This window comes from Tenacibaculum caenipelagi, from assembly GCF_004363005.1.
GTDB classification, from domain to species: domain Bacteria; phylum Bacteroidota; class Bacteroidia; order Flavobacteriales; family Flavobacteriaceae; genus Polaribacter; species Polaribacter caenipelagi.
On the sequence record NZ_SNYH01000004.1, the window covers coordinates 185,642 to 209,156 of the forward strand.

Annotated in this window: 21 protein-coding genes; 8 read left to right on the top strand and 13 right to left on the bottom strand. The window is 30.8% G+C overall.

Annotated elements, in window-relative coordinates:
- Positions 1–78: 78 nt before the first annotated feature.
- The 5 genes from DFQ07_RS09670 to DFQ07_RS09690 all read right to left on the bottom strand — a co-directional run bounded on the left by DFQ07_RS09670 (position 79) and on the right by DFQ07_RS09690 (position 4,444).
- The gene (locus DFQ07_RS09670; protein WP_133536268.1) at positions 79–996 is read right to left on the bottom strand and encodes a polysaccharide deacetylase family protein; all 918 of its coding nucleotides are present in this window, start codon (positions 994–996) and stop codon (positions 79–81) included.
- 86 nt (positions 997–1,082) lie between these two features.
- Positions 1,083–2,420 carry a M23/M56 family metallopeptidase gene (locus DFQ07_RS09675; RefSeq protein WP_133536270.1) on the bottom strand — a complete coding sequence of 446 codons (1,338 nt, stop codon included), beginning with the start codon at positions 2,418–2,420 and terminating at the stop codon, positions 1,083–1,085.
- Complete coding sequence (locus DFQ07_RS09680) at positions 2,413–2,796, bottom strand: BlaI/MecI/CopY family transcriptional regulator (protein ID WP_133536272.1); 384 nt, start codon at positions 2,794–2,796, stop codon at positions 2,413–2,415. The genes DFQ07_RS09675 and DFQ07_RS09680 overlap by 8 nt, the downstream gene beginning before the upstream one ends.
- A gap of 155 nt (positions 2,797–2,951) precedes the next feature.
- Positions 2,952–3,653: a LytR/AlgR family response regulator transcription factor gene (locus DFQ07_RS09685; RefSeq protein ID WP_133536274.1), complete on the bottom strand. Its 702-nt coding sequence runs from the start codon at positions 3,651–3,653 to the stop codon at positions 2,952–2,954.
- Positions 3,650–4,444: a sensor histidine kinase gene (locus tag DFQ07_RS09690; RefSeq protein WP_133536276.1), complete on the bottom strand. Its 795-nt coding sequence runs from the start codon at positions 4,442–4,444 to the stop codon at positions 3,650–3,652. Before DFQ07_RS09690 ends, DFQ07_RS09685 begins: the two co-directional genes overlap by 4 nt.
- A gap of 208 nt (positions 4,445–4,652) precedes the next feature.
- On the opposite strand from DFQ07_RS09690, the gene DFQ07_RS09695 reads away from it, so the two are divergent.
- The 4 genes from DFQ07_RS09695 (at position 4,653) to DFQ07_RS09710 (ending at position 12,096) form a co-directional block, all read left to right on the top strand.
- Complete coding sequence (locus DFQ07_RS09695; protein ID WP_133536278.1) at positions 4,653–5,525, top strand: ABC transporter ATP-binding protein; 873 nt, start codon at positions 4,653–4,655, stop codon at positions 5,523–5,525.
- 13 nt (positions 5,526–5,538) lie between these two features.
- Positions 5,539–8,844, top strand: coding sequence for a M1 family aminopeptidase (locus tag DFQ07_RS09700; protein ID WP_133536280.1), 3,306 nt, complete (start codon positions 5,539–5,541; stop codon positions 8,842–8,844).
- A gap of 225 nt (positions 8,845–9,069) precedes the next feature.
- Positions 9,070–11,472 carry a hypothetical protein gene (locus DFQ07_RS09705; RefSeq protein WP_133536282.1) on the top strand — a complete coding sequence of 801 codons (2,403 nt, stop codon included), beginning with the start codon at positions 9,070–9,072 and terminating at the stop codon, positions 11,470–11,472.
- A 63-nt stretch (positions 11,473–11,535) separates the two neighbouring features.
- Positions 11,536–12,096, top strand: coding sequence for a GIY-YIG nuclease family protein (locus tag DFQ07_RS09710; RefSeq protein WP_133536284.1), 561 nt, complete (start codon positions 11,536–11,538; stop codon positions 12,094–12,096).
- On the opposite strand, the gene DFQ07_RS09715 is transcribed toward DFQ07_RS09710, so the two are convergent.
- The gene (locus tag DFQ07_RS09715; protein ID WP_133536286.1) at positions 12,093–12,791 is read right to left on the bottom strand and encodes a LytR/AlgR family response regulator transcription factor; all 699 of its coding nucleotides are present in this window, start codon (positions 12,789–12,791) and stop codon (positions 12,093–12,095) included. The genes DFQ07_RS09710 and DFQ07_RS09715 overlap by 4 nt on opposite strands.
- Positions 12,792–12,793: 2 nt before the next feature.
- A complete protein-coding gene (locus DFQ07_RS09720) occupies positions 12,794–13,822 on the bottom strand; it encodes a sensor histidine kinase (protein ID WP_133536288.1) in 1,029 nt (342 codons plus the stop codon).
- A gap of 211 nt (positions 13,823–14,033) precedes the next feature.
- Between DFQ07_RS09720 and DFQ07_RS09725 the strand changes: the two genes are divergently transcribed.
- The 4 genes from DFQ07_RS09725 to DFQ07_RS09740 all read left to right on the top strand — a co-directional run bounded on the left by DFQ07_RS09725 (position 14,034) and on the right by DFQ07_RS09740 (position 17,115).
- Positions 14,034–15,281 carry an alpha/beta hydrolase-fold protein gene (locus tag DFQ07_RS09725; RefSeq protein WP_133536290.1) on the top strand — a complete coding sequence of 416 codons (1,248 nt, stop codon included), beginning with the start codon at positions 14,034–14,036 and terminating at the stop codon, positions 15,279–15,281.
- A gap of 197 nt (positions 15,282–15,478) precedes the next feature.
- The gene (locus DFQ07_RS09730) at positions 15,479–15,979 is read left to right on the top strand and encodes a MarR family winged helix-turn-helix transcriptional regulator (protein ID WP_133536292.1); all 501 of its coding nucleotides are present in this window, start codon (positions 15,479–15,481) and stop codon (positions 15,977–15,979) included.
- Positions 15,966–16,703 (top strand): hypothetical protein, encoded by a 738-nt coding sequence (locus tag DFQ07_RS09735; protein ID WP_133536294.1) that lies wholly within the window; start codon positions 15,966–15,968, stop codon positions 16,701–16,703. The genes DFQ07_RS09730 and DFQ07_RS09735 overlap by 14 nt, the downstream gene beginning before the upstream one ends.
- A gap of 19 nt (positions 16,704–16,722) precedes the next feature.
- Positions 16,723–17,115, top strand: a complete 393-nt coding sequence (locus DFQ07_RS09740; RefSeq protein WP_243743958.1) for a RidA family protein — start codon at positions 16,723–16,725, stop codon at positions 17,113–17,115.
- Between the two features lie 65 nt (positions 17,116–17,180).
- On the opposite strand, the gene DFQ07_RS09745 is transcribed toward DFQ07_RS09740, so the two are convergent.
- From DFQ07_RS09745 to DFQ07_RS09770, 6 genes are all read right to left on the bottom strand, one after another.
- Entirely contained in the window at positions 17,181–17,921 is a 741-nt protein-coding gene (locus tag DFQ07_RS09745) for a slipin family protein (protein ID WP_133536298.1), read from the bottom strand.
- A gap of 688 nt (positions 17,922–18,609) precedes the next feature.
- On the bottom strand, positions 18,610–19,161 hold the full coding sequence (locus DFQ07_RS09750; RefSeq protein WP_166627762.1) for a GNAT family N-acetyltransferase: 552 nt from the start codon (positions 19,159–19,161) through the stop codon (positions 18,610–18,612).
- Positions 19,161–20,081, bottom strand: a complete 921-nt coding sequence (locus tag DFQ07_RS09755) for an NAD(P)/FAD-dependent oxidoreductase (RefSeq protein ID WP_133536303.1) — start codon at positions 20,079–20,081, stop codon at positions 19,161–19,163. The genes DFQ07_RS09750 and DFQ07_RS09755 overlap by 1 nt, the downstream gene beginning before the upstream one ends.
- A 103-nt stretch (positions 20,082–20,184) precedes the next feature.
- Positions 20,185–20,742 (bottom strand): TetR/AcrR family transcriptional regulator, encoded by a 558-nt coding sequence (locus DFQ07_RS09760; protein WP_133536305.1) that lies wholly within the window; start codon positions 20,740–20,742, stop codon positions 20,185–20,187.
- A gap of 214 nt (positions 20,743–20,956) precedes the next feature.
- Positions 20,957–21,724, bottom strand: a complete 768-nt coding sequence (locus DFQ07_RS09765; RefSeq protein WP_243743959.1) for a LytR/AlgR family response regulator transcription factor — start codon at positions 21,722–21,724, stop codon at positions 20,957–20,959.
- Complete coding sequence (locus DFQ07_RS09770) at positions 21,661–23,343, bottom strand: histidine kinase (RefSeq protein WP_133536307.1); 1,683 nt, start codon at positions 23,341–23,343, stop codon at positions 21,661–21,663. The genes DFQ07_RS09765 and DFQ07_RS09770 overlap by 64 nt, the downstream gene beginning before the upstream one ends.
- Positions 23,344–23,515: the final 172 nt, after the last annotated feature.

Genomic DNA, 23,515 nt, shown 5'->3' on the forward strand with positions numbered 1-23,515 from the left:
CTATAAAGTTTTCCTTTTATAAAGCTGCTTAAACGATTTAATGTTTAAGCAGCTTTTTTTATTTAAGAGTTATTTTTATTACAATCCTAGTTCATCCATTTTCTTCTTTTCATATCTACTATCTTCAGCAGGATAGCGTAATTTACCTTTGTAGTTTTTAGAATCTTTAGCCAACGCGTATATTAAACTCTCTCCAGCATTATTTGGAGATTCATTATAGATAGGATCTGTATAGGCTTCTTGTGTTGAAATAACCTTCCAACCTTTCTTTTTAAATAGCTGAATTAGATCATCCATAAATAAGGCAGCAGCAAAATTATGATGCAATAACAGGTTATGTTTAATATGTCTTCCTGTAAGTTCAAAAGCTAATTTTTCATAAAATTGAGCACAATTCCAAAGGTGTTCAAGGTAATATTCTTTATACTTGTTGAGGTCGAAAGTAGGATCAGTACGTAGCTTTTTGATTAAACGACTGTCAATATACCAATCAGAAGCATCAATAGTAACGTATCCGTTTTTATAGTTTTGTTCTTTTAAGAAATTACGAAAAGCTTTAATTTTTTCTTTTGTATTGCCTTCCTTAAGATATGGAAATCGAAAGTATTTTTGATAATTAGAATACTGTTTAATAAGGCTATCATTTTTTAGTAATTCATTTTTAAATTGTTCAAAAGTTACTTTAGGACTATTATAATTTGGATGTGTATAGGTGTGATTGGCAATACTATGTCCGTCATTATTCCAAGACTCTAATAAATGTTTTCCTCGTTCACTGTCTTTACCTTTTCCAGTAACAAACAAAGTAGTTTTTACATTGTTATCTTTTAATTTATTTAACAACATGGCATTCCATTTTTCAAAAGAATAGCCAGGTCTGTCACCCAAAGTACCATCATCAAAAGTAAAACAGATAGACTGTGCGTATAATGAATTCTGGAGAAAAATAGCTAGCAGTATACTTACTAACTTAATTCGTAATATGTTTTTAATCATTGTATTGTAATTATTTTAAAAATGTAGCTAAAAAAAACTCCCATAAAATCAATGGGAGAATTGCTTTAATAAAAAGAGTTTGTAGATTATTCTTTGATGAAGTTTATAGGGTTTACTTGTGCTTCTTTATAATGTACTTCATAATGTAAGTGTGCGCCTAAAGATGCACCTGTATTACCAACATATCCAATAATATCTCCCTTTTTGACAGATTGATTTTTGGTAACGTTGAATTTTTGTAGGTGTGCATACCATGTTTGGTACCCATCGCTATGTTCAATTACAATTAAGTTCCCCCATTTGTCTTGGTCAGCAGCTTTGGCAATAACTCCATCCGCAGTAGCAACAACAGGTGTTCCTATAGGCGCTTTAATGTCAATGCCATTATGCATCATTTTTTTTCCATTTTTTAATGGATTTCTTCTCTTTCCATAGGTACTACTGATGTCTTTTTTACTTTTCCCTTGCACAGGAAAAAGAGTGGGAGGATCAAGGACAAACTCCTTAGCTAATTGTGGAGTTGTACTAGGTAAGAGTTTTTCAGTTGTGTTTGGCTTCGTAAATGCCAAACAAAGACTTGCAGCACCCATAATGAATACTGAGTAGGTGAGTTTGTACACCTTAGCCGTAGGCTTCCTTGTGATCATATCTATTCGCTTTTTGATTACTGATTGATTAAAATAACTGTATAAGCTATTTGAAGTTGCTGTTTCTTTTTCAATGTTTTGTAAAAGAACCGCTAAGTAGTTAGATGTTTTGGTAGCTCCATTTAATACCCAACTATCTGCTTGATATTCGTGTACAGCTTTTAACGATTTACGATACCTATACACTAGCGGATTGAACCAAAAGAATACAATATAGATTTCAGCAAGTAGCACATCTATAGAGTGTTTTAATACTACATGTGCTTTTTCGTGTTCAACTATTAATATATTTTCTGAAGGATTTATATGCTTAGAAATGAATATCCAATTAAAGAATGAAAAAGTATTGGTATGATTGGTGTGTATTAATTGAACATTACCGTTATGTGTAACTTTTGATTGCTGTTTTAATTGAAAAAGTAACCAAATTGAATGTAGCATGCGTAAGAATACCAACGAGCTAACTAAGATGTATAAACCGAAAAGGATAGTTTTAAAATTATAGGCTTTTGTACTTGTTTCTTCAATAGTATCTACCAAGACAGTCTCGCTATTTGCTATAAATTCATTGAATTGAGGAATTTGTATTATTGTTGAGGGAGCTTTCAACGTTAGTAAGTATGATAGCGGAGCTAACAAAGCAACAACAGGCATTAAAAGCAATGAGAATCGGTTGATTTGATGAAAAGTAACTTTACTACTAACTATAATATAGAGTACGTATAAACAAGAAAACACAAGGCTACTTTGAACTAAATAGATAAAAAAACTAGTCATTCTTTTCTTTTAAGGTTTCTATTTTATTTTCAATAAGATTTTTTATTTCCTCTAACTCAGTAAGATTAAAATCTTCGTTTTCTGTAAAGAACATGGCAAATTTGCTTTTAGAGCCACTAAAAAAACTACCAATCACATTTTTAAAATGCTTTTTAAAATACTGCTCTTTAGTAATGGTAGGTGAGTACTGTCGTACTTTACCAAAGGTTTCGAAATTGAGAAAACCTTTTTTTACCAAAACACGTACCACTGTAGATATGGTTGTATAGGCTGGTTTAGGTTCAGGAAATTGCTCTACAATATCTTTTAAGAAAGCTTTGTCTAGCTTCCATATATATTGCATTATTTGTTCTTCAGCTTTTGTTAGTTCGTTCATGTAGCAAATATAGTATTATTTGTATTACTACAACTATAGTTATAGTAACAAAACTATTTTTATAGTCGTTAAAATTTTGTTAAGCGATTATGATACTTATCTGTCTTGTAATAAACGAAGAGCTAGAGTATAAGGTAGGTGAAAAGGGATGAAATTTAACTCAACAGTTTATCGATATTCATTTTGTACATTTTTCCAATAGGAATAACATGATCTCCTATCAAAATTCTATTACCTTCTATACTATTAATATACCTTTTGGTTACAGCAAATGATTTATGTACTTGTAAAAAATCACTTTCTGGTAGAGATTGTAATACATCGGATATCTTTTCTCTTATAGTAACCGTATTATTAGTGGTAACTATTTTTGTGTAGTTTCCGGCAGCTTCTATATATTGAATGGTATTAAGTGTAACTTGAATATACTTTTTATTGCTACGAAGAAAAATACTACTGGGGGTTTCAGTATTATTTTTTTGGACGTTTTGTATTTGAGTATTTTGTGGAGTACCAATTACTTTATTTACAGCTTTTAAAAAACGTTCAAAACCAAAGGGTTTAAGTAGATAATCAACTATATTAAGCTCGTAACCTTCAAGGGCAAATTCCTTGTAGGCTGTAGTAACTATTACCTTAGGAGGAGAAGTTAATGTTTTTAAAAACTCAAAACCTTTTAGTTTAGGCATATTTAGGTCAAGGAAAATTAAATCTACTTGATGTTTGTTTAAATACTCTAAAGCTTCAATAGCATCATAACAATGCTTTTTAAATTCCATAGTAGGTAATAAATCGCAATAGCCTTTAATAATATCGTGGGCAATATGCTCATCGTCTACAATAATGTACTTAATCATAGGTTTGTAATATTTAGTTTAGCTAAATAAATATCATCAGTTTTAGAAGTCGTTAATGTATGATTTTTAGGGTACACTAACTCTAATCTTCGCTTTAAGTTTTGCAAACCGATGCCTTCTTCTTGACTTTCTTCAGTCACGTCAAAATTATTCTCAATTTCAAAATTTATCGCATTTTGATGAGCTGTTAAATTTAAATGCACATAAGCGTTCTTTCTCAAGTTTTCTACTCCATGCTTAAAAGCATTTTCTAAAAGAATAATAAAAAGCAAGGGCATTACTTTATAATCGTTATCTGTTATATCAATATTGAATTGTATATCAATAGTTTTATGATAACGCATTTTATGAAGTTCGATATAATTTTGTAGATAGGTTACTTCTTCAGAAAGTAAAACCGTGTCTTTTTCACCATCATAAACACTATAACGCATCATATCGGAAAGCTTTAAAATAAGCTCTTGGGCTTTTTTAGCATCTTTACCTACCAGACCATAAAGGTTGTTAAGTGTATTAAAAAAAAAATGAGGATTGACCTGACTTTTTAGATGCATCAACTCAGTTTTCGTTTTTTCATTTTTTAAACGAATAATCGATTTTATTTGTTTAAACAACCAATAAAAGAAAGTAAAGAATAACACTAAAAAATAGAGCGTTATAAATTCTACAAAGCCTTCTAGCTTACCAAAAGTGTCATTAAAAACAACAATGATAACACCTATTAAGACAAGAGATATTCTATAAACACGCTTTATAATAGCCTTCTTTCTATCCGTAATTCTAAAATTCATAAGTCAATATTAGTCAAATAAAATACGCCTCACAAATTAGTTGACAAACATCTCTTTTGTGTGGATAAAAATGTGGTTAACTGTGATAAAATACTTTTATAGCCTACAGTACCATTTGTATCACATAGCACTGTAGGTTCATCACATAACTTTTAATAGTAGAAAGGGTAAGGCTAGGTTTGTTCAATATCAATTAAACAATTAAAAAATGAACAGTTTAACCATTAAAAATTTAAGTAAAACCTATGCAAATGGTGTAAAAGCACTACAAAATGTATCGTTAGAAATTCCTAAAGGAATGTTTGGTTTACTAGGTCCTAATGGAGCAGGAAAATCAACGTTAATGCGAACGATTGCCACTTTACAAGATGCTGATGAAGGATCTGTATTACTTGATGATCTAAATGTTACAAACAATAAGAATGCAGTGAGAAGAGTACTAGGTTATTTACCACAACAGTTTGGTGTATATCCAAAAGTATCTGCTGAAGCGTTATTAAATCATTTGGCAGTATTAAAAGGAATAACCAATAAAAAGGAGCGAGATGAACTGGTAAAAGCATTATTAAACAAAACAAACTTATATGAGGCAAGAAAACGAAATTTAGATGGTTATTCGGGAGGAATGAAGCAACGTTTTGGTATTGCACAGGCGCTACTTAATAGCCCTAAATTACTTATAGTTGATGAGCCTACTGCGGGATTAGATCCTGCTGAACGTAATAGGTTTTACAACTTGTTAAGTGAAGTTGGTGAAAATACGATTGTCATTTTATCAACACATATTGTAGAGGATGTTAAAGAATTGTGTACCAATATGGCCATCATCAATCAAGGACAAGTGGTATTAAAAGGAAGTCCTTTAAAACTAATAGAAAACTTAGAAGGAAAAGTATACCAAAAAACAATTAAAAAGCAAGAATTACAGCAGTATAAACAAGAGTATAGGGTTATTAATGAAAAGTTATTCCTAGGAAAACCTATCATAAATATTGTAAGTGAATCCGACCCAAAGAATGGATTCACACCAATGTCTGCCGGATTAGAAGATGTGTATTTCTCACAAATTAATAACTATTAATACAGGTAAAATTATGTGGTACGAAATATTCAAATTTGAACTAAAATATAGAGCTAAACGCCCAGAAACGTATGTGTTTTTTGTATTTCTCTTTTTGTTTTCAATCGTTGGTGTCGATTTTGTTTTTCAAGGAGTAGAAATTGGATTGATGAAGAAAAATAGTCCATTAATCATTGCTAAAACCATGGGAGCAATTACAGGGATTTTTATGATTATGGCATCTATGATTATGGGAGTTCCTGTACTTCGCGATTATCAGTATAATATAGAAGCTTTGCTGTTTACAAATCCCATTAAAAAAAGAGATTATTTATTAGGACGATTTTTAGGTTCCTTTACTGTATTGTTTATCATTTTTAGTGGAGTTTTATTTGGTATGATGGTAGGTGAACATATGCCTTGGCATAAAGACATGTTACCCTTTAATGCAGTTACCTATATACGATCGTTTACAATTATAGTCTTTCCCATACTGTTTTTTGGAGCTAGCCTATTTTTTGTATCTGGAATGTTGAGTAGAAAATTGTTAGTTGTTTACACACAAGGAATCATTTTATTTGTTGTCTTCTTACTAACTAAAGCGGTAACAAATGAATTTTTACAAGCTATTTTAGATCCTTTTTCGTTAACTACTTTAACACAAGTAGCTAAAGATTTATCGGCCGTAGAACGCAATGTTTTTGAAATATCATTTAGTGGGGTGGTGTTGTACAATAAATTGTTTTGGAGTTTGTTAGGAGTAGTTGCCTTATTTATTGGTTATCGTAAATTTTCGTTTAGCTTATTAACTAAAATGCCAAAACGAAAAAGAGTAGAGTTAGAGAAAAAGTCAAAAAGCTCTGCAAAAACAAACTACTCAATTCCTAATACAAACATCAATCATAGTTTTAAATCTCAGTGTTTACAGTTGCTAAAGCTTTCTCAATTTTATGTAAAATCATTATTGAAAGAAACATCATTTTGGGCAATTGTGATTTGTGGAATCATCATCATTTTAATTAATTCTGTGAATTTAGGAACTGTTTACGATGTAGATAGTTATCCTGCAACCTATTTTATAGTAGAAGAACTACAAGAAATGTCGATGTATTTTTTTATCATCATTCTGATATTTTACTCGGGAGAACTTATCTGGAAAGAACGCACTGTTAAACTGAATTTGATATACGATGCTACCTCGATTTCAGATGTGGTTGCTTTTACCAGTAAATTTATTGCTCTTATTGTTATTTATATGGTATTGATGTTGAGTTTGATTGCTACAGGAATCTTGTTTCAGGTGGCTAATGAATACTATCAATTTGAATTAGCTATTTATTTTTACGGATTCTTTGTAGAAATTCTACCTTTCTTAATACTATACACCTTTGTAGCCTTTTTCTTCCAAGCAATTAGTAATCATAAATTTGTGGGTATCTTTTTAGTCCTACTATTTTTTATCGCGAATATTGCTTCAGAACACCTAGGATTTCAACACAGTTTATACAAGTTTGGGGGTAAGACTCTAGGTACGTATTCAGAAATGAATGGTTATGGTCATTTTTTACAACCTTATTTGTGGATTAAAGCCTACTGGTTGGTATTTGGTATCATATTGTTAATCATTAGTGCATTATTAATAACAAGAGGAACAGAAGCTCGTCTTATAACACGCTTTAAAGCTTTAAAATACCGTATAACAAAGCCTTTGAAACAGTATTTAATTGTTGCAGGAATGCTTTTCATAGGTATAGGAAGTTATATTTTTTACAATACCAATGTTCTTAACGATTATTGGACCAATTCTGAACAAACAGCTTTTAGAGTTAACTACGAAAAAACCTTAAAACCTTTCGAATACCTTCCGCAACCAAAAATTACAGCAGTAAACTTAAAAGTAGAACTGTACCCTAAAACAAGAACTTACAGTGTTGAAGGTTATTATATGCTGAAAAATACGTTTGATAAGCCTATCAATGAAATTCATATTCAAAAATTAATAGCATCACATGTACAGTTAGACTCTGTAACCTTTGATGGTGCTACGACAAAAAGTACTCCGTACAATCCATTTGAATATACTGTTTACACCTTATCAGAGGGATTACAACCTAACGATTCTATAAAGATGAGTTTCAAACAAACCTATAACCCAAAAGGATTTACCGATGAAAGCATGAAAACTCATATCGTGAACAATGGAACGTTTTTTAACAATGAGGAATTTCCTACAATAGGTTACAATAGAAAGTATGAGCTTCGAGATACAGACGAACGAGCTAAATTTCAGCTAAAACCAAGATTGAATAAGGTTAGGAGGGAAGATACTCATGAACTTGTAAATGCACGTTCAGGAAGTGATTCTGACGGAATATACTTCGAAATGATTATCGGGACAGCTTCAGATCAAACAGCGGTGGTTCCTGGAAATTTAATCAAGCAGTGGAAAGAAGGAGAACGCAACTATTTTCATTATAAAATGAACCAGCCGATGATTAATTTTTATAGCGTTGTTTCCGCTAAATATACTACTGTAAAAGATAAATGGCTGTATAAAGACAATGCGGTAGATTTAGAAATTTATTACCATAAAAAACACAATTACAATCTAGATAGAATGATGCTTTCTATGAAAAAATCGCTCGATTATTTTAGTACTCATTTCAGTCCATATCAGTATAAACAACTACGTATTATGGAATTTCCTAGGTATGCAGAGTTTGCGCAGTCTTTTCCGGGTACGATTCCGTTTTCTGAAGCAATTGGTTTTGTGTTGGATATTGATGACGAGAAAGATGTAGATATGGTATTTTATGTAACGGCACATGAAGTGGCGCACCAATGGTGGGGAATGCAGGTAGAAGCTGCTAATGTGCAAGGAAAACACATGATTTTAGAAACCTTAGCACAATACGGAGCCTTAATCGTGTTAAAAAACAATTATCCGAAGGAAAAAGTAACACAGTTTTTAACATATCAAGAAGAAACCTATAATAGAGAACGAAAGAAAACTAAAATCCAAGAACCTTCTTTAGCATTGGTAGGAAATCAAGACTATGTTTATTACAACAAAGGTGCTTTGGCAATGTACATATTACAAGATAAAATAGGAGAGGATAAGGTGAATTTGGCGTTACAACGATTTATTGAAGATTGGAATACCTACAATGGAAAAATAAAAGCAACTACAAACAAATATGCTACAACGAAGGATTTATTACACTATTTAAAAGAAGTAACTCCTAGTTCGTTGCAATACCTTCTTTATGATTTATTTGAAACAGTAAACAGCAAAGAAATCGTTTTAATGAAAAAAGAATTGATAGCAGAAGAACAATAGTATTAGCTGGCTATTTTTTAAACATGTTCCATTAATGTTTTACAATTTTAATGGAACATTTTTTATGAGATAAAGTTGGTTAGTAGCAAAAAACACACATAATTCACTGAAAACTACGGGTATCCGTAATGTAACACTTGGTGATTTTTATTATATTTAAACTTTCCTCTTTGAATTAAGGAGTAATAATTTCTAAAGAGTATTAGAAAAAGAAAAGGTAATAATATGGAAAATCTATTTTGGAAGATCTACAATGCTAATTCTGAAGAAGAGCTGGCTAAAATTATTGAAAGTGAACCAATTTTTAAGGATAGAAAAAATTGGAGACCTTATGGGGGAATTGAAGGAAATTTTGGAACTTTTGAAGCTCAGCAAAATAATGCTATTCCAGCTTTAGTCGAAAAAATTACTAATTCTATAGATGCAACTTTAATTAAAGAGTGTAGAAGTTTAAAAATAGATCCTAAATCTAAAGATGCTCCTAAAACTATGAATGAGGCTGTAGAAAAGTTTTATGGTGTACCAAATGGGGAGATTAGTGAATTAGGAAATATTAAAAGAAGAGAATTAGCTGAAAATATTCAAATAATTGCAACAGGAGGTAAAAGACAGCCTTGTATTACTATTTATGATTCAGGAGAAGGTCAGATACCCAGTGAGTTTCATAATACTTTTCTTTCGTTACACAAAGGAAATAAAGCGAACATTCATTTTGTACAGGGTAAGTATAATATGGGGTCTACTGGAGCAGTAGTTTTTTGTGGAGAAAAAAAATATCAATTAATAGCCTCTAAAAGAAATAAGGTTATTAATGGAAATAAAAATCCTGAATTCGGTTTTACTATTGTTAGGAGACATCCCTTAGATTCATTTGACAATGATAATAACGTAACTACAACTTGGTATGAATATTTTTGCCCAGACAATAAGATAGCTTCATTTGAAATTGAAACTATAGATTTAGGTTTATTAAATAGAAATTTTGAATATGGATCTATAGTCAAGTTATATTCTTATCAGCTTCCTACAGGGTCTAGAGGTGATATATCTACAGATTTATACCGAGATTTAAATCAGTATTTGTATCATCTACCTATACCTATTGCAGTATATGAAAAAAGAGAGCATTATAAAAGGAAAGGTGTAAATAAAGTGGTTGTTGGAAATAGGACTAGAATAATCAATAATGCAAAAGATAATGTTGAAAGGAATATTCGGTTTGATTTGAAATCAAATCTAGGTGATTTTATTATTCCAATAGATGTAATAATTTTCACCTCTAATGTTGATCACAGAGAATTTATAAAAAATAAATCTATTGTTTATACACAAAATGGTCAAGTTCATGGTTTTTATGGTCAGTCATTTATATCACAAGATTTAGGGTTTCAATTAATTAAAAAGCATACTTTAATTCATGTTGATTGTACTAATATTCCAACTGAAGTTAGACAAGATCTTTTTATGTCCAACAGAACACATCTACGAGAAGGGCTTAAAACAGAATTATTAAAAAATGAGATTGTGTCCCTATTGAGATCTAGTACAGAATTAAAAAGAATAAATAATGATAGAAAAGATTCTCTTTTAAGAGAAAGTAAAACAGATAAAGATTTATTAGAAAATTTTTTATCTAATTTACCTGTTGATAAGGATGTTGTTAATTTATTAAAAAGAAACGGGTCTTTAGATTTTTTAAAGTTGAATGGTAAAAAAACTAATGGTAATCATAGGTCTAAAAAGGTTGCACAAAAGAAACTTAATAGGTTTCCTTCTATTTTCAATCTTAATTTGAAAGAACAAAAGAACGGAAAAGTATATAAAACAATACCTCTAAATTCTAATGGTAGAATTACTATTGAAACTGATGTACAAGATGATTATTTATTTAGACCTGTAGAGAAAGGGCATTTCGAAATTCAAGTTTTACAAAAGAGAAAGAAAACAGATAAACCAGTAAATCCAGTATTAAATCTTTTCCCAAATGATGTTACGGATATTTTAACGGTAAACAAAGAAGGACCTACTGATGGAACAATCAAGTTATTAATAAAACCAAATGAACAAGCTCAAGTAGGAGATGAAGTAGAAATAAAAGCAAAATTAAGTGCTCCAGGAAGAGATTTTCAATGTGTTTTTAATGTTAAAGTTGATGAAAAAATTAGTAAACCAAAGACAAAAGAAAAAACACCAACAGAAACTTTTCCAAATCTTCCAACACCAAAAAAAGCTTATAAGGATCCAATAGATGAGAGTTGTTTGGCTTGGTCTCATGAAGATCTTAATTGGAATGGATATGATATTGTTAAAGTGATCCGAGGTGAGGAAAATAACGAGATGATTGTTGAAGGAATAATAATAAATATGGATTCTTATGTGTTATTAAATTTTATTTCGAAGAATAGTATCAAATCTGAAAAAGAATTAAAATTTATAAAAGATAAATACTTTTTATCTATATACTTACATTCATTATTTTTATTTAGTATAATGCAAAAAATGCAAAGAGAAGATAAGAAGTTAAGTCAAATTGAAATGGAAGATTTTATATCTAATCTAATAAAACCTTATGCAAATTTCCTCTTATATGAAAATTATCAAATTGAAAAACATGCATTTAGTGAATAATTATGATGGCATCTTAAAACTTTAGTTGATATATAAGTATTACTTAAACGACTTAAATACTATATGATTATTAATAAAAAAAAAATTGTCCAAATAGCAGTTTCTAAACTTGAAAAGGTTTTAAGTGAATTAAAAACTTGTGCATTACAAGAGAAAGGTAAACATGTTATTAAAAGTAATGAGTTGTTTAAAGACACAGCTAAATCACAACTGCTAACTAATTTCAATTATGATAAAGACCGTTATGTATATCTTATCAGGTATTTAGCTACTGAAGATACATCTGATAAAATAAAAAAAGCGTTTGAAGATTTTAGTTCAAAAAATACTCCCAAAAGAAAAGGAATAACATTTAATCTTTCAAAGTATAATAAGCATCATAATTCAAAATATCTTTACGTAGGGACGTCTAAAAAGTTAAAAAATAGAATCAAACAACATTTAGGGTTATCATCTAGTAAACAAACCTATTCTCTACATTTAATTCACTGGTTTCCAAAACAAATAGACTTAGAGATAATTATCATTAAAGTATCTTCAGAAAATAAAATGGTTTTTGAATCAATTGAGCAAGCTTATTGGGATAGCTGTAAACCTTTATTTGGTAAAAGAAGTGGTCTTTAATACAACATCTTCACTTTCTCCTTATAGGTTTGCCCAATAGGAATTTCAATAGCGCCAATTTCAATATCAAGGTTGGTATAGGCGGTTATTTTATCAATCGCTACAATATAAGACCTGTGTATCCTAATAAACTGTGAAGTTGGTAGTTGCTGTTCAATACTCCCAATATTTGATTTTACAACCAGTGTTTTTTCTTGGGTATGAATTTTAACATAGTCTTTTAAGCTTTCAATATAAAGAATATCAGCTAACAACACTTTATGTATTTTTTTATTAATGTTTACATGTATATACGCTGTGTTGTTGTGCTTAATAGAGAGAGGCATATGAGCTATACTATCTGATTTTTGATAATACTTTTCAATCGCTTTAAAAAAGCGAGTAAAAGATATAGGCTTTAAGAGATAATCAACCACATCATACTCATAGCTTTCTACCGCATATTCTCTATATGCCGTGGTAAGGATAACTTTTGGGAGCTCTTTTTTTGTTTTTAAAAATTCTAAACCTGTAAGAACTGGCATTTGAATGTCTAAAAAGATCAAATCAACTTTTTGATTTGCTAGTATGCTAGAGGCTTCTATAGCACTATAACAAGTCCCTACAATTTCAACGTCAGGTAGCATACTAATGTGCTTTTTTAATAACTCAATTGCTGGTGGTTCGTCATCTATTAATAAACATCTTATAGCCATAGTTATATTGTTTTTAGTTGAAGTTTTAGGTTGAAATCGTTAGTGGTATCTTCAATTGTTAATGTGTGCTTATTTGGGTATAACAAGTTGAGTTGTCGTTTAATATTGCTCAATCCAATTCCTTCTTTATAAGAATCATTTATCGTTCCTTGTAAATCGTTGTTTTTAGTGTTCCAAACATCAAAATAAATAGCGTCTTGATCGGTATGTATCGCTATTTTAATTGTTGGATTGGTTAAATTACCACTGGCTCCATGTTTAAAAGCATTTTCAATAATAGAAAGTAGTAACAAAGGAGCTATTTGCTTATTAACAATAGCTTCGGGTTTGTGTAATTCAACGTGTAGACGCTCTCCATAGCGTATTTTTTCAAGGCTAATATAGTTTTCAATACATTTTATCTCTTCATTGATATCAATAAAACTAGCCTGACTTTTATAGAGTACGTAATCTAAAATTTCAGATAGTTGTAAAATCATATCACCAGCTTTGGGTGAATTAGTAATAACAAATGAGTAAAGATTATTAAGCGTATTAAATAAGAAATGTGGATTTAATTGCGCTTTTAAATATTTTAATTCGGTGTCTAATTTCTCTTGGCGTAATAACAACAAGCGATCTTTTTCTTGTTGCTGTTTTTGATGTGTTTGATATCCGTAAATTAATAGGGCAGGGGTATAAAACATTAAGGTTTTAGAGAGATAGCTTAATAAGTTGAAAACATGCATTTCATACCCATGTAGAATATTCAAAATTAATTTGAATAAAAATACAAGTGTAAAGGAAGTAAGTACAAACGTTAAGATAAACAAAGCGTATTTTTTTGTACTTAAAAACCGAGGAACTTGCCAATAGTTAAGCGTATAGGCAGCTGCTATATAAAAAGGGAATTTGAGCCCATTATTTTTAGCATAGTATATAAAGTACTCGCTGTTGCCACTATAAGAAAGAATATAAATAGCGAATAATGCTATCCAGAAGGTGAAATGTTGCAGTATTCTGCTTTGAGTATAGATTTTATATAGTTTCATAGGTTTTAAAAATAGGAAATTAAAATTTACAAGTAGTAGTTAATCTCTAAACAAGTAATACCAGTATATAAATAGCTGTAAACGGTATATAAATAAAAACACCGATGAGTTAAGGTTATATAGCGACTAATAGCTTTAGTTCTTCTATTTCCTTACAAAACAAGCTGTTTTGAGGCTTAATTCGTGATATAATTCAAACGAAAATAATATCATGAACTTTATTAAATCGCTAGTATTAGTAATTGTATTGTGCTGCTTTTCTTGTAGCAACGCACAGCAAAAAGAACGATTAACAATCCAAAAACCACATGTTGAGAATAACAACTCAATAATACTTGCTAGTAAGGTAAAATTATATAGCAAACGGCTAGGAGAGGAGAGAGAACTTTTGATTTCTCTACCTGAAAATTACGATCAAGAAATACAGAATTACCCAGTAATTTTTGTGATGGATGCTGATCATGTAGCAATGTTTGAATTAACACGTTCAATTAACAACCTATTAGCGGAAACAGATTTTATGCCCAAGAGTATTATTGTGGGACTTACCAATAATGGGAATTTAAACAATCGCTTTCAAATGACTTCAGGAGCCAATAGAGGTAGCGGGTTTTATGAAAACAAAGCATCTGATTATCTTCATTTTTTACAACATGTTGTGATACCTTATGTAAAAATGAATTACCGAGTAGCAAATCACAAAACTATTATAGGCTTATCACCATCAAACGGTCCTTTACATGAAGCTTTTTATAATCAACCTAATATTTTCGATTCGTATATATTTTTAGCAGCTGATTTATATTTTAATTATAGCAAAAGCCAATCGAAAGGAGAAAAGCTGATGGAGGCGATGAAAGATAAATCGCACCCTAAAGCTACAGTTTATTTAGGAATGGGAAGTAAAGATGTTGATTTCAATCAGAAATGGGGAACGCAATTTTCGGAGTATGAGGCGCAACTAACAGCAGCGAAGAATGAAAATATTCGCTTTAAGTTTGATATTATAGAAGGTGACGGACATTATGAAATGGCTGTTAAAGGAATAAAAAATGCTTTTAAGCATATATATTCAGAAGACATATGGAACAGACAGAATATTTACCATGTAGATAGAGGTAATACTCCCATAGATATCAAAAAACACTTCGACCGTCTTTCTGCACATTACGGTTTTGATATATTTCCTCCAGAATCTAAAATAGAAAGTCAAACACGTGCTTTACTGCGTTGGGGTAGTTCTGAAAACCTTAAAACAGCGAGTACCTTATTAACACAAGCAATTGAATACTACCCTAATTCTGCAAGTTTGCATTTGATTTTAGCTGAAGCATACCAAAAAAGTAATGATACCAATATGGCAAAACGATATTTGAAAAAAGCTATAGAATTAGCAAATAAGTTTACAGTAAAAAACTACCATTGGTTTTCAAAGAAGGTCACAGAATTAAACGAATAGGTAGCAAATGTTTTTCTCAAGAATGTTCCATTAATGTTTTACAATTTTAATGGAACATTTTTATTTGATGAACAGTACTGAGTAAAACTAAAATTACCGAGAACAGTTAAGTTTGTGAAATACCGCATTTTAATAATTAAACAACTATGTAGTTAACTAACTATTTTTTAGTATCTTTACAATACTAATTGTAAAAAATGGAAAGAGATTTTATTAAAGAGCTTGGATATAAAGCGTTAGATAATAGACTTAAACGTATTAGTGATAGAATGACACATGATACGAGAAAATTTTTTAAACAAATAGATATAGATATTGAACCGAGTTGGCATTTAGTATTTAAATTATTAAAAGAGGAGGGCATGCTTACCATGGCAGAAATTGCTCAACAGCTAGGTTATACACATCCATCAATGGTGGTTATGCTTAAAAAGATGACAAGCAAAGGTTATATCGTTTCTGAGAAAGACACTATTGATAAAAGAAAACAAAACATAAAGTTAACTCAAAAATCTCTTGATCTATTTCCTGAATTAAAACAAATATGGGACAGTTGTGAAAATGCTATTTATAAAATGCTTAAAGAAGACCTCTCAATAATTAAACATCTTGATGAAATTGAAGCTTCGTTAAAAGCTTGTTCTTTTAATGAGCGTTTTTATAATGAATATCAAAAATCTAAAAATGAAAACACATAGCAAACCAAAACAAAATGATGCTGAACTATCAAGAAGAGGTATGGTTAAAACTTTAGGATTGGGGTTAACATTTGTTACGCTTCCTTCCTTTATGTCTTCGGCTATGACCGAAGTTTCGGTAGAGGCATTAGATCATGGAGAGCAGATTATTCCCATAACAGAAAGAGAGTTAGTAGATATGCAAAAGTTTATTGAAGATTGTATTGCGGCAAACAAAGAATCTAATCCTCAAGAAGCAGTTAAAGAGGTATTGGCAAGAGGCGTGTCAAATCCGTCAGCAATGTTAAAAGCGATAGGAGCTCCAACTGAAGCTGGGTTAAAAGTATTTCTTCGATCTAAAGAACTAACTATTTTCGCTGCATCATGGACACCTCAAATGAACCTTATGCCACATAATCATCTTATGTGGGCAAACATAGGTATTTATACAGGAAGAGAAGACAATATAATTTGGAAGCGAAGTGAGAATAAGTTAGAGGCTGATGATGTAAGATGTTTATTTGCAGGTGATGTAGCTACGCTAGCTACAAATGCAATTCATTCAGTAACAAATCCGTTGCAAAGATTTACAGGTGGACTTCATATTTATGGTGGAGATTTCTTTGCTACTGAGCGCAGTCAGTGGGATCCAGAAACACTTAAAGAAGAGCCTTCAAATGGAGAAGTTATACGTAATATTTTCAAGAAAGCAAATGAGCAATTGTATAGAATAAAAAACGATTAGTATTATTCAATAAAAAATTATGATGAAAAGAAAGTTAATATCAAGCGGAAGCCCATATGAAGACATTATCGGTTTTAGTCGCGCTGTACGTGTAGGACCTTATATAACAATTGGAGGAACAGCTCCTATAGATGAAAACGGAAACACAGTAGGAGTTGGAGATATTTCATTACAAACCCAACAATGCTTAGAAATTATTAAAAAGGCGTTAGAAAAAGCTGGTTCAAGTTTAGAGGATGTGGTTAGAACTCGATTATTGTTAACGAATATCGATGATTGGAAAAGTGCAGCCGAAGTAAAAGCATCTTATTTTAAAACTATTAAACCTGTTGATACCATTATGCAGGTATCTCGTTTTATAAATCCAGATTGGTTAATAGAAATAGAGGTAGACGCTATTGTATCTTCATAAAACCTCACTTAAAGCATAGTGGTGTGCTATTACACTTTTCTAATTTGTAGGAATGACTATATCTTTTAAGATTTTTCTTCCTGATTCGGTAACATTTCTTCAGGAAAAGGGAATAGGATTGTTGAGTTTTTCTCTGCTGCTATATTTGATAGTGTTTGGTACAAACGTAGTTTAATAGCCGAGGGTGATTGATCTATAAGTTTACCAGCCTCCAAAAGTTTTGCAGCTGCCTGTTCTTCGGCCAAAGCAAGAATAATGCGGGCTCTTCTAGAACGTTCTGCTTCTGCCTGATTTGCCATCATACGACGCATATTTTCAGGTAATTGAATGTCTTTTATTTTAACATCATTTATTTCAATTCCCCATTCTTTAGTTTCCAACTCTACAATTTCCTTGATGTTTTTTCCCATTTCTTCTCGTTTAGAGAGTATGGTATCTAATTCAACTTTACCGCAAACATCCCTAAGTGCTGCCTGTGCTAATTGTGTAATTGCAAACTTGTATTCTTCTACCTCTAAAACGGCACGTTCAGGGTCATAAATTTTAAAGAAAACAACCCCATCAATACTACAAGGCACATTATCTTCAGTCATCACTTCCTGAGAATCTATATTAAAAGTAATCACCCGAACATCAACAATTTGTATGGTTTCAATAAATGGAATAATCCATCTAAATCCAGGATTTAAGATTTTAATGTATTTTCCAAATCTGAATTTAATTGCTCTTTTATATTCAAAAATTATACGGATTCCGGCAAGTAAAAATATGATTAAAATACCGAAAAGGATTGTAAATTTATTCATGACTCTTGAGTGTAGTGAATACTGTTGCATACTTAAATAAAAAGTTTGTAAAACCAAGAGGAACAGGCTTCTACTTTTAGTATCGTGAATTGTACTTACTTAATAAATACAATGAAATGCTCTTTATAAATTTACAAAATTTTAAGAGAACAGAAGAGTATTTTTAATAGTATTAGTTTTTTATATTATTGATAAGTAAGTGATTAGTTTGTGAAAAACACTAAATCAATGCTTATTTGATAGCTTTTGTTAAAGTTTACACGAGTCTAATTTTTTACGGTTTACCCTTACTTTTTTTATGATTTTTAGGGATTCTTCTAGGTTTTAGTGGTTTAAATTTGAAAAAACATAAATTTTATATCATGATAAAAAGCATTTTAAATTTGGGTTCGATTTTAAATAAATCAGAGCAAAAAAACATTAATGGAGGTCTTCAGTATGATTGCGATCCATCTAAACCTGAGCCATGTCAATTGCCAACTTGGGGTAATTTTACTGTTGAATGTATTAATAATAGATGTGTTTATACTGAAATAACTCCTTTTTAAGATATTTCTTTAGATACAACAACAGCAAACATTGTTTGCTGTTGTTGTGTGTTTCTTATTATAAATTTTATAAAGTACTAGACATTAGAATTTCGAGCTAAAAGGATAATATTCTATTGTATAAAGAATGTGGAGATTTATTATTTTGTTGGTTTGCAATCGAATGAGTATTGATAAAAAAAAACAGTATTGTCTTTTTCATAAGTGTTTAATGGTTGAAATCCACATTTCTGCATAACTCTTATAGACCCAATATTATCTCTTTCTATGCCGCCTGATATTGATTTAATATTACCCGAATTTTGGCATTTATACACCAAACCCTTTATTAATTCAGTACCTAAACCTTTTTTCCAAAAGGATTCCGATAGCAAGTAGCCAAATCTTATATCGATTAAATTATTTTCTAAATAGATTGGAAAGAGAAATATAAACCCAATCATTTCAGAAGTGTCTTTTGTCTTAACAATTAAAAAAACACTTTCTTTATTTCTTTCTTTAACCCATTTTTTAGCAGTTGATAATGTATTAATATTTTGCCATCCTTTGGGTAGTGACTTTGTAACATTAGGGGTTAATATTTTAGTCACGTTTATAAAAAAGTCTTTTTCTAAATCATTTTTTGGGTTAGAAAATTTAGAGATGGTTAAACGTTGTGTATCGAAGTTGAAATTTGTTAGTGAGTCAATCATTATTTCCATTTTTCATTTATTATCTGATGCGTAATAGCAGCTCCAACTTCACTACCTTCAGCAACAGAAGAAGCGACACCACTCCATCCTGTTCTTGCATCACCAATAATATAAACCCCTTTAACTTCGGTTTCTTTGTTATCATCCACTTTATAAAGTTCCATTCCAAAATGACCATTTTCAGTTGGAATTTTCATTTTTTTAGCGAAATCGGTACTTTCAATAGATTTGGTATCAGGTAAAAAACCACCTTCGCTTTCAATTATAGTACCATCAATAAGTTCAATACCTGTAAGCTGACCTTTCGTTGAAATAAGTTTTTTAATTTTCTTTTCAACTAGGAGTATTCCATTGTTGTTAAGATCATTTATTAAGTCTTTATCCGTTACTTTTTCGCCATTTGTAAAGACAGTAACATGCTTTGACCAATGCGAGATAGTTTTTGAAAACATTGGAGCCATAACAGCATCGCCAATTACAGCCAACTTTTTGTCGGCCATTTCAAAGCCATCACAAAAAGGACATGGATAAACAGATTTACCATAAACGTCTGTTAAGCCCTCAATACCAATCTCAGCAATGTTGTCTTTATGTCCTGTTGCGATGATAACTCGTTTAGCAGAATACATGTTGTGTTCAGTTTCAACAGAAAAGTTATTGCTTTTATTCTTTACAACATTTATTGCCTTTTCTTTTTTATAATTTACGGCTATATATTTTCTCAATTGTTGTTTGGCTACTTCTAATATTTCAGCAGGATGTTTTCCATCCTGAGTTAAAAATCCGTGAGAATGAGTCGTTACACCGTTTCTAGGTTTTTCGGTATTAAGCACCAATGTTTTTATTCTACTTCTACCTAATACTAAGGCTGCACTCATTCCTGCAGGTCCCCCTCCAATTATTATAACATCGTATTCCATATTTTTTATTTTTTAAACTGTAAATTATTCGTGAAAATCTATCTTCTAGGTATTAAGAATCTAATAGATATTAATATTCTTTGATTGAAAATTTTTCTATATCTCACTTATTTTCAGAGTGATTTGTAATAGCATTGAAATAAGATATCCAAGCCATTTCAGTAACATCTTTTATGTTTGAATCATTTTCATTAATAAGATTTATAGCAGTATTAATTGTAGAAAAATAAAGGTTTTCTATCCAATTAATTGTAAGTTGAGGGTTAAATAAGCCATTGTCATTTAGAGTTTTTAATAAGTCTCTAAAAATTTGCATCATTTTTTTAAATTCAGAAGATTCATCTTCCATTCCTTTATAGTTCTCTCGGAAATTATATAAAAAGCGAAATTGATAACCACTTTTAATATCACACAAAAACATTGTATAAAGTTGAGTCCTTGGGTCAGGAGAAGATTGTATGGATTCTTCAGTTTTTTGTAAACAAAGACCACTTGCATAATCAATTATTTCTGCAATAAGTTCAGATTTACTACTAAAATATCGATGAAGAGTTCTTCTACTTAAGTTGATAGATTCAGCAATTTCTTCCATTGAAGCGTTTGGATCTTTACTAAATGCTTTAATTGCTGCAGCTATAATTTTAGTTTTAGTATCATTCATAATGTCTCAATTATGTGACAAAGATATGTGTGTCTCATTAATGTGACAAATCTATATTGTTAAACTTATTTAAAAAATAACATCAAGTAAATTTATATATGAGAAACTTAATAGGACTTTTATACGATGACTTATGGGTAGGAGATAAGGGAAACACAATATGTATGTGGAAGAAAGGTTTAATATATTGACTTCTTCCAGATTAGCAAAGTGTTTAAAACCACTTCGCTTTTATGTCTTTGTATTTAGTTCTCCCGATAGGAATACGAGTCCCATTTTTCAATTCGGCCATATATTTGCTTCCAGATTCAACAATAATTTCTTTCATCTCAGATACTTTTATCAAGTATGATTTATGAATGCGTTCAAAAGAAGGTGATAACAGCTGTTCTAGTTTTTCGAGTGACTTATCATGCAATTCTTTTTTCCCACCTGCAAGAAAGAGTTCTGTATAAACACCAGCTCCTTTAACATAAAGCACATCTTCAGTAGGTATAAGCTGCATTTTGTGTCGTTTTTTTACAGCTAAAAATTTAATTGCATTTGTAGCTACTTTTTCTTTTGTATTAACCCGATTTAAAGCTTGCTCTAACCGATCTCTATTAAAGGGTTTAGGAACAAAATCTAAAACCCCATATTCAAAAGCAGTAATTGCCTGATCTTTATAGGCAGAAATAATAATTGTATGAAAAGATTCTGAAACTACCGTAGTAAGCAGGTCAAAACCACTGTCACCGTTAAGGTTTAAATCCAGAAGGACAAGATCCAACGAATTATTTTCAATGAACTGTAATGCTTCATGAAGTGTATTCGCATACTTTAACGATTGTAAGGTATCGCCCAAAATATCACGAGTCATTCGTTCGATTCTTTTGGCAATTCTTGATTCATCTTCAACAATTAAAATGTTCATTTTTCTTAAGAGTATATTTTTATAGTGTTTTTCCAACCATGATTTACGGGTTCTGAAGTAAATTCCCATTGCTCTTGATAACTCTCTGTAAGTCGAGCTTTGATATACTTTATCCCAGTACCTTCATTTTTAGTATTCGCTTTTTGTCTCACAGGAGCAGCAAAGGTTAAAAATGTATAACATTTATAATCTTTATTCGATTCAAAAATGAGTTTAAATTGAATACTGTTATCTTCTAGAGGTAAGCTGTGCGTAATTCCATTTTCCAATAGCGTATGAAGAATCCCAGGCGGTATTTTTTGCTCAACATCGATACCTTCTTCTTCCCAAGCATAGTCAATCTCTTTCCGATATTCCATAATTTTAAGATGCGAACGGCAAAGTGCAATCTCTTGGGTAATAGGTATTAATGTTTTATTTTCTATCTGATTAAAAAGATCAAATTCTTTAGCTAATGCTTCTATGAACAAAACACCTTTATCAGGTGCTTCTTCTACCCAATCTATCAATGAGGTTAGCGTATTCATGAGGAAATGAGGTTGAATGTTCTTTTTGAGCAATTCCAAGCGTAAACGAGTAGATTGCACGAGAGAATTCTCATAAGCCAATCGTTGTTCTTTGATTCTGAGAGAAAGTAAATAAAACATTCCAAGAAGGATAAGACTGAAACCTGCAAAAAGACTTTTGTTAAAAGGAGCGAGAAAGGCTATGGGCAATGATAAAAGAAAGGTTAACATTACCAGATGCGCACCTTTCATCTTTTTATAAACTCCAAACGTCACTATCCCAAATGAAAACACCCACATACTAAAAACCATATTATTAGCCGTTAATTCGTAGACATATCTCGATAGGAAAAAAAATAATAAAATAGCACTATAAATAATCAGCAATAGTTTTCGTTTTGGGAATGGAAACTGCATAGAAAAATAGAACGGAATTAAAAAAGAAATACTAAGCATAAGAAAGCTTATAACCCGTAATCGCGTAACATGCATACTGTAATGGATAGGCACATAGGTTTTCATAAACTCTGCTAATATTAAACCAAAAAACAAAAAACAACTGATACTAAATATTAGTGTTGCATACTCCTTTTTATGACCTAAAAATAGAAATAGAAAATATATCGATGCAATAAGAAATGCTCCTGCAAAAATGTGCATGTAAGAAGTTTCAATAAGTCGGTCAGTTAAAAGGTCATCATAATAATCAATATCCATATCCCATATACCTGCGTGATCTCCAAAATAAAGAAGGCTTGCACGAATAGCTAACAAGTGTTCTCCCTGTTGCGTCAGATGCGTCGGAATGCTATGAGTAGTCCACAAACTCCCTTCGGGTCCCAAAATTACTTCTTGTCCCGGATTCCCATTTTTACCGATCAAAACTCCATCCCAAAAAACTTCGTATTCTCCATAGACATGCAATTGAATACCATAAGGATGCAATGATTCAGGAGTCTTTAAAATAGCTATCGGAGTTCTAAACCAGAAAATCTGACCATCTTCCATAAAAGGTTTTCGTGTCTTCCAATCCTGATCATTCCAATTTTTTGTAGCCCACTCTTGTTGATCTCCTACTTTAAATACTGTTTTATGTTTTTTGAAAACAGGCTTTTGAGCGCAAGAGCTCGCTAAAAACAATAAGCATATTAAAAGTAAATTATACCAAGGTCTTAAGTTCATTTATATTGAATTACAGACGCAAGATAATCATTATAACATGTCTTCTTAGAGCTGTTTATTAAACTATAGAGCAGTTCATATAATTTAGATATCATAAGTGAGATAAAAAAGTATTCTTTGTAAGAAACAAAGCCATTTTGATAGTTATAAAAAATATTTGAAGCTAAATATA

What these genes read in the sequence shown, in the direction of transcription:
- DFQ07_RS09770 (WP_133536307.1), bottom strand. Translation starts at nt 23,343, where the DNA reads ATGAACTTAAGACCTTGGTATAATTTACTTTTAATATGCTTATTGTTT.
- DFQ07_RS09720 (WP_133536288.1), bottom strand. Translation starts at nt 13,822, where the DNA reads ATGAAACTATATAAAATCTATACTCAAAGCAGAATACTGCAACATTTC.
- DFQ07_RS09750 (WP_166627762.1), bottom strand. Translation starts at nt 19,161, where the DNA reads ATGATTGACTCACTAACAAATTTCAACTTCGATACACAACGTTTAACC.
- DFQ07_RS09685 (WP_133536274.1), bottom strand. Translation starts at nt 3,653, where the DNA reads ATGATTAAGTACATTATTGTAGACGATGAGCATATTGCCCACGATATT.
- DFQ07_RS09715 (WP_133536286.1), bottom strand. Translation starts at nt 12,791, where the DNA reads ATGGCTATAAGATGTTTATTAATAGATGACGAACCACCAGCAATTGAG.
- DFQ07_RS09765 (WP_243743959.1), bottom strand. Translation starts at nt 21,724, where the DNA reads ATGGGAATTTACTTCAGAACCCGTAAATCATGGTTGGAAAAACACTAT.
- DFQ07_RS09710 (WP_133536284.1), top strand. Translation starts at nt 11,536, where the DNA reads ATGATTATTAATAAAAAAAAAATTGTCCAAATAGCAGTTTCTAAACTT.
- DFQ07_RS09670 (WP_133536268.1), bottom strand. Translation starts at nt 996, where the DNA reads ATGATTAAAAACATATTACGAATTAAGTTAGTAAGTATACTGCTAGCT.
- DFQ07_RS09725 (WP_133536290.1), top strand. Translation starts at nt 14,034, where the DNA reads ATGAACTTTATTAAATCGCTAGTATTAGTAATTGTATTGTGCTGCTTT.
- DFQ07_RS09690 (WP_133536276.1), bottom strand. Translation starts at nt 4,444, where the DNA reads ATGAATTTTAGAATTACGGATAGAAAGAAGGCTATTATAAAGCGTGTT.
- DFQ07_RS09695 (WP_133536278.1), top strand. Translation starts at nt 4,653, where the DNA reads ATGAACAGTTTAACCATTAAAAATTTAAGTAAAACCTATGCAAATGGT.
- DFQ07_RS09700 (WP_133536280.1), top strand. Translation starts at nt 5,539, where the DNA reads ATGTGGTACGAAATATTCAAATTTGAACTAAAATATAGAGCTAAACGC.
- DFQ07_RS09730 (WP_133536292.1), top strand. Translation starts at nt 15,479, where the DNA reads ATGGAAAGAGATTTTATTAAAGAGCTTGGATATAAAGCGTTAGATAAT.
- DFQ07_RS09740 (WP_243743958.1), top strand. Translation starts at nt 16,723, where the DNA reads ATGATGAAAAGAAAGTTAATATCAAGCGGAAGCCCATATGAAGACATT.
- DFQ07_RS09760 (WP_133536305.1), bottom strand. Translation starts at nt 20,742, where the DNA reads ATGAATGATACTAAAACTAAAATTATAGCTGCAGCAATTAAAGCATTT.
- DFQ07_RS09745 (WP_133536298.1), bottom strand. Translation starts at nt 17,921, where the DNA reads ATGAATAAATTTACAATCCTTTTCGGTATTTTAATCATATTTTTACTT.
- DFQ07_RS09705 (WP_133536282.1), top strand. Translation starts at nt 9,070, where the DNA reads ATGGAAAATCTATTTTGGAAGATCTACAATGCTAATTCTGAAGAAGAG.
- DFQ07_RS09755 (WP_133536303.1), bottom strand. Translation starts at nt 20,081, where the DNA reads ATGGAATACGATGTTATAATAATTGGAGGGGGACCTGCAGGAATGAGT.
- DFQ07_RS09675 (WP_133536270.1), bottom strand. Translation starts at nt 2,420, where the DNA reads ATGACTAGTTTTTTTATCTATTTAGTTCAAAGTAGCCTTGTGTTTTCT.
- DFQ07_RS09680 (WP_133536272.1), bottom strand. Translation starts at nt 2,796, where the DNA reads ATGAACGAACTAACAAAAGCTGAAGAACAAATAATGCAATATATATGG.
- DFQ07_RS09735 (WP_133536294.1), top strand. Translation starts at nt 15,966, where the DNA reads ATGAAAACACATAGCAAACCAAAACAAAATGATGCTGAACTATCAAGA.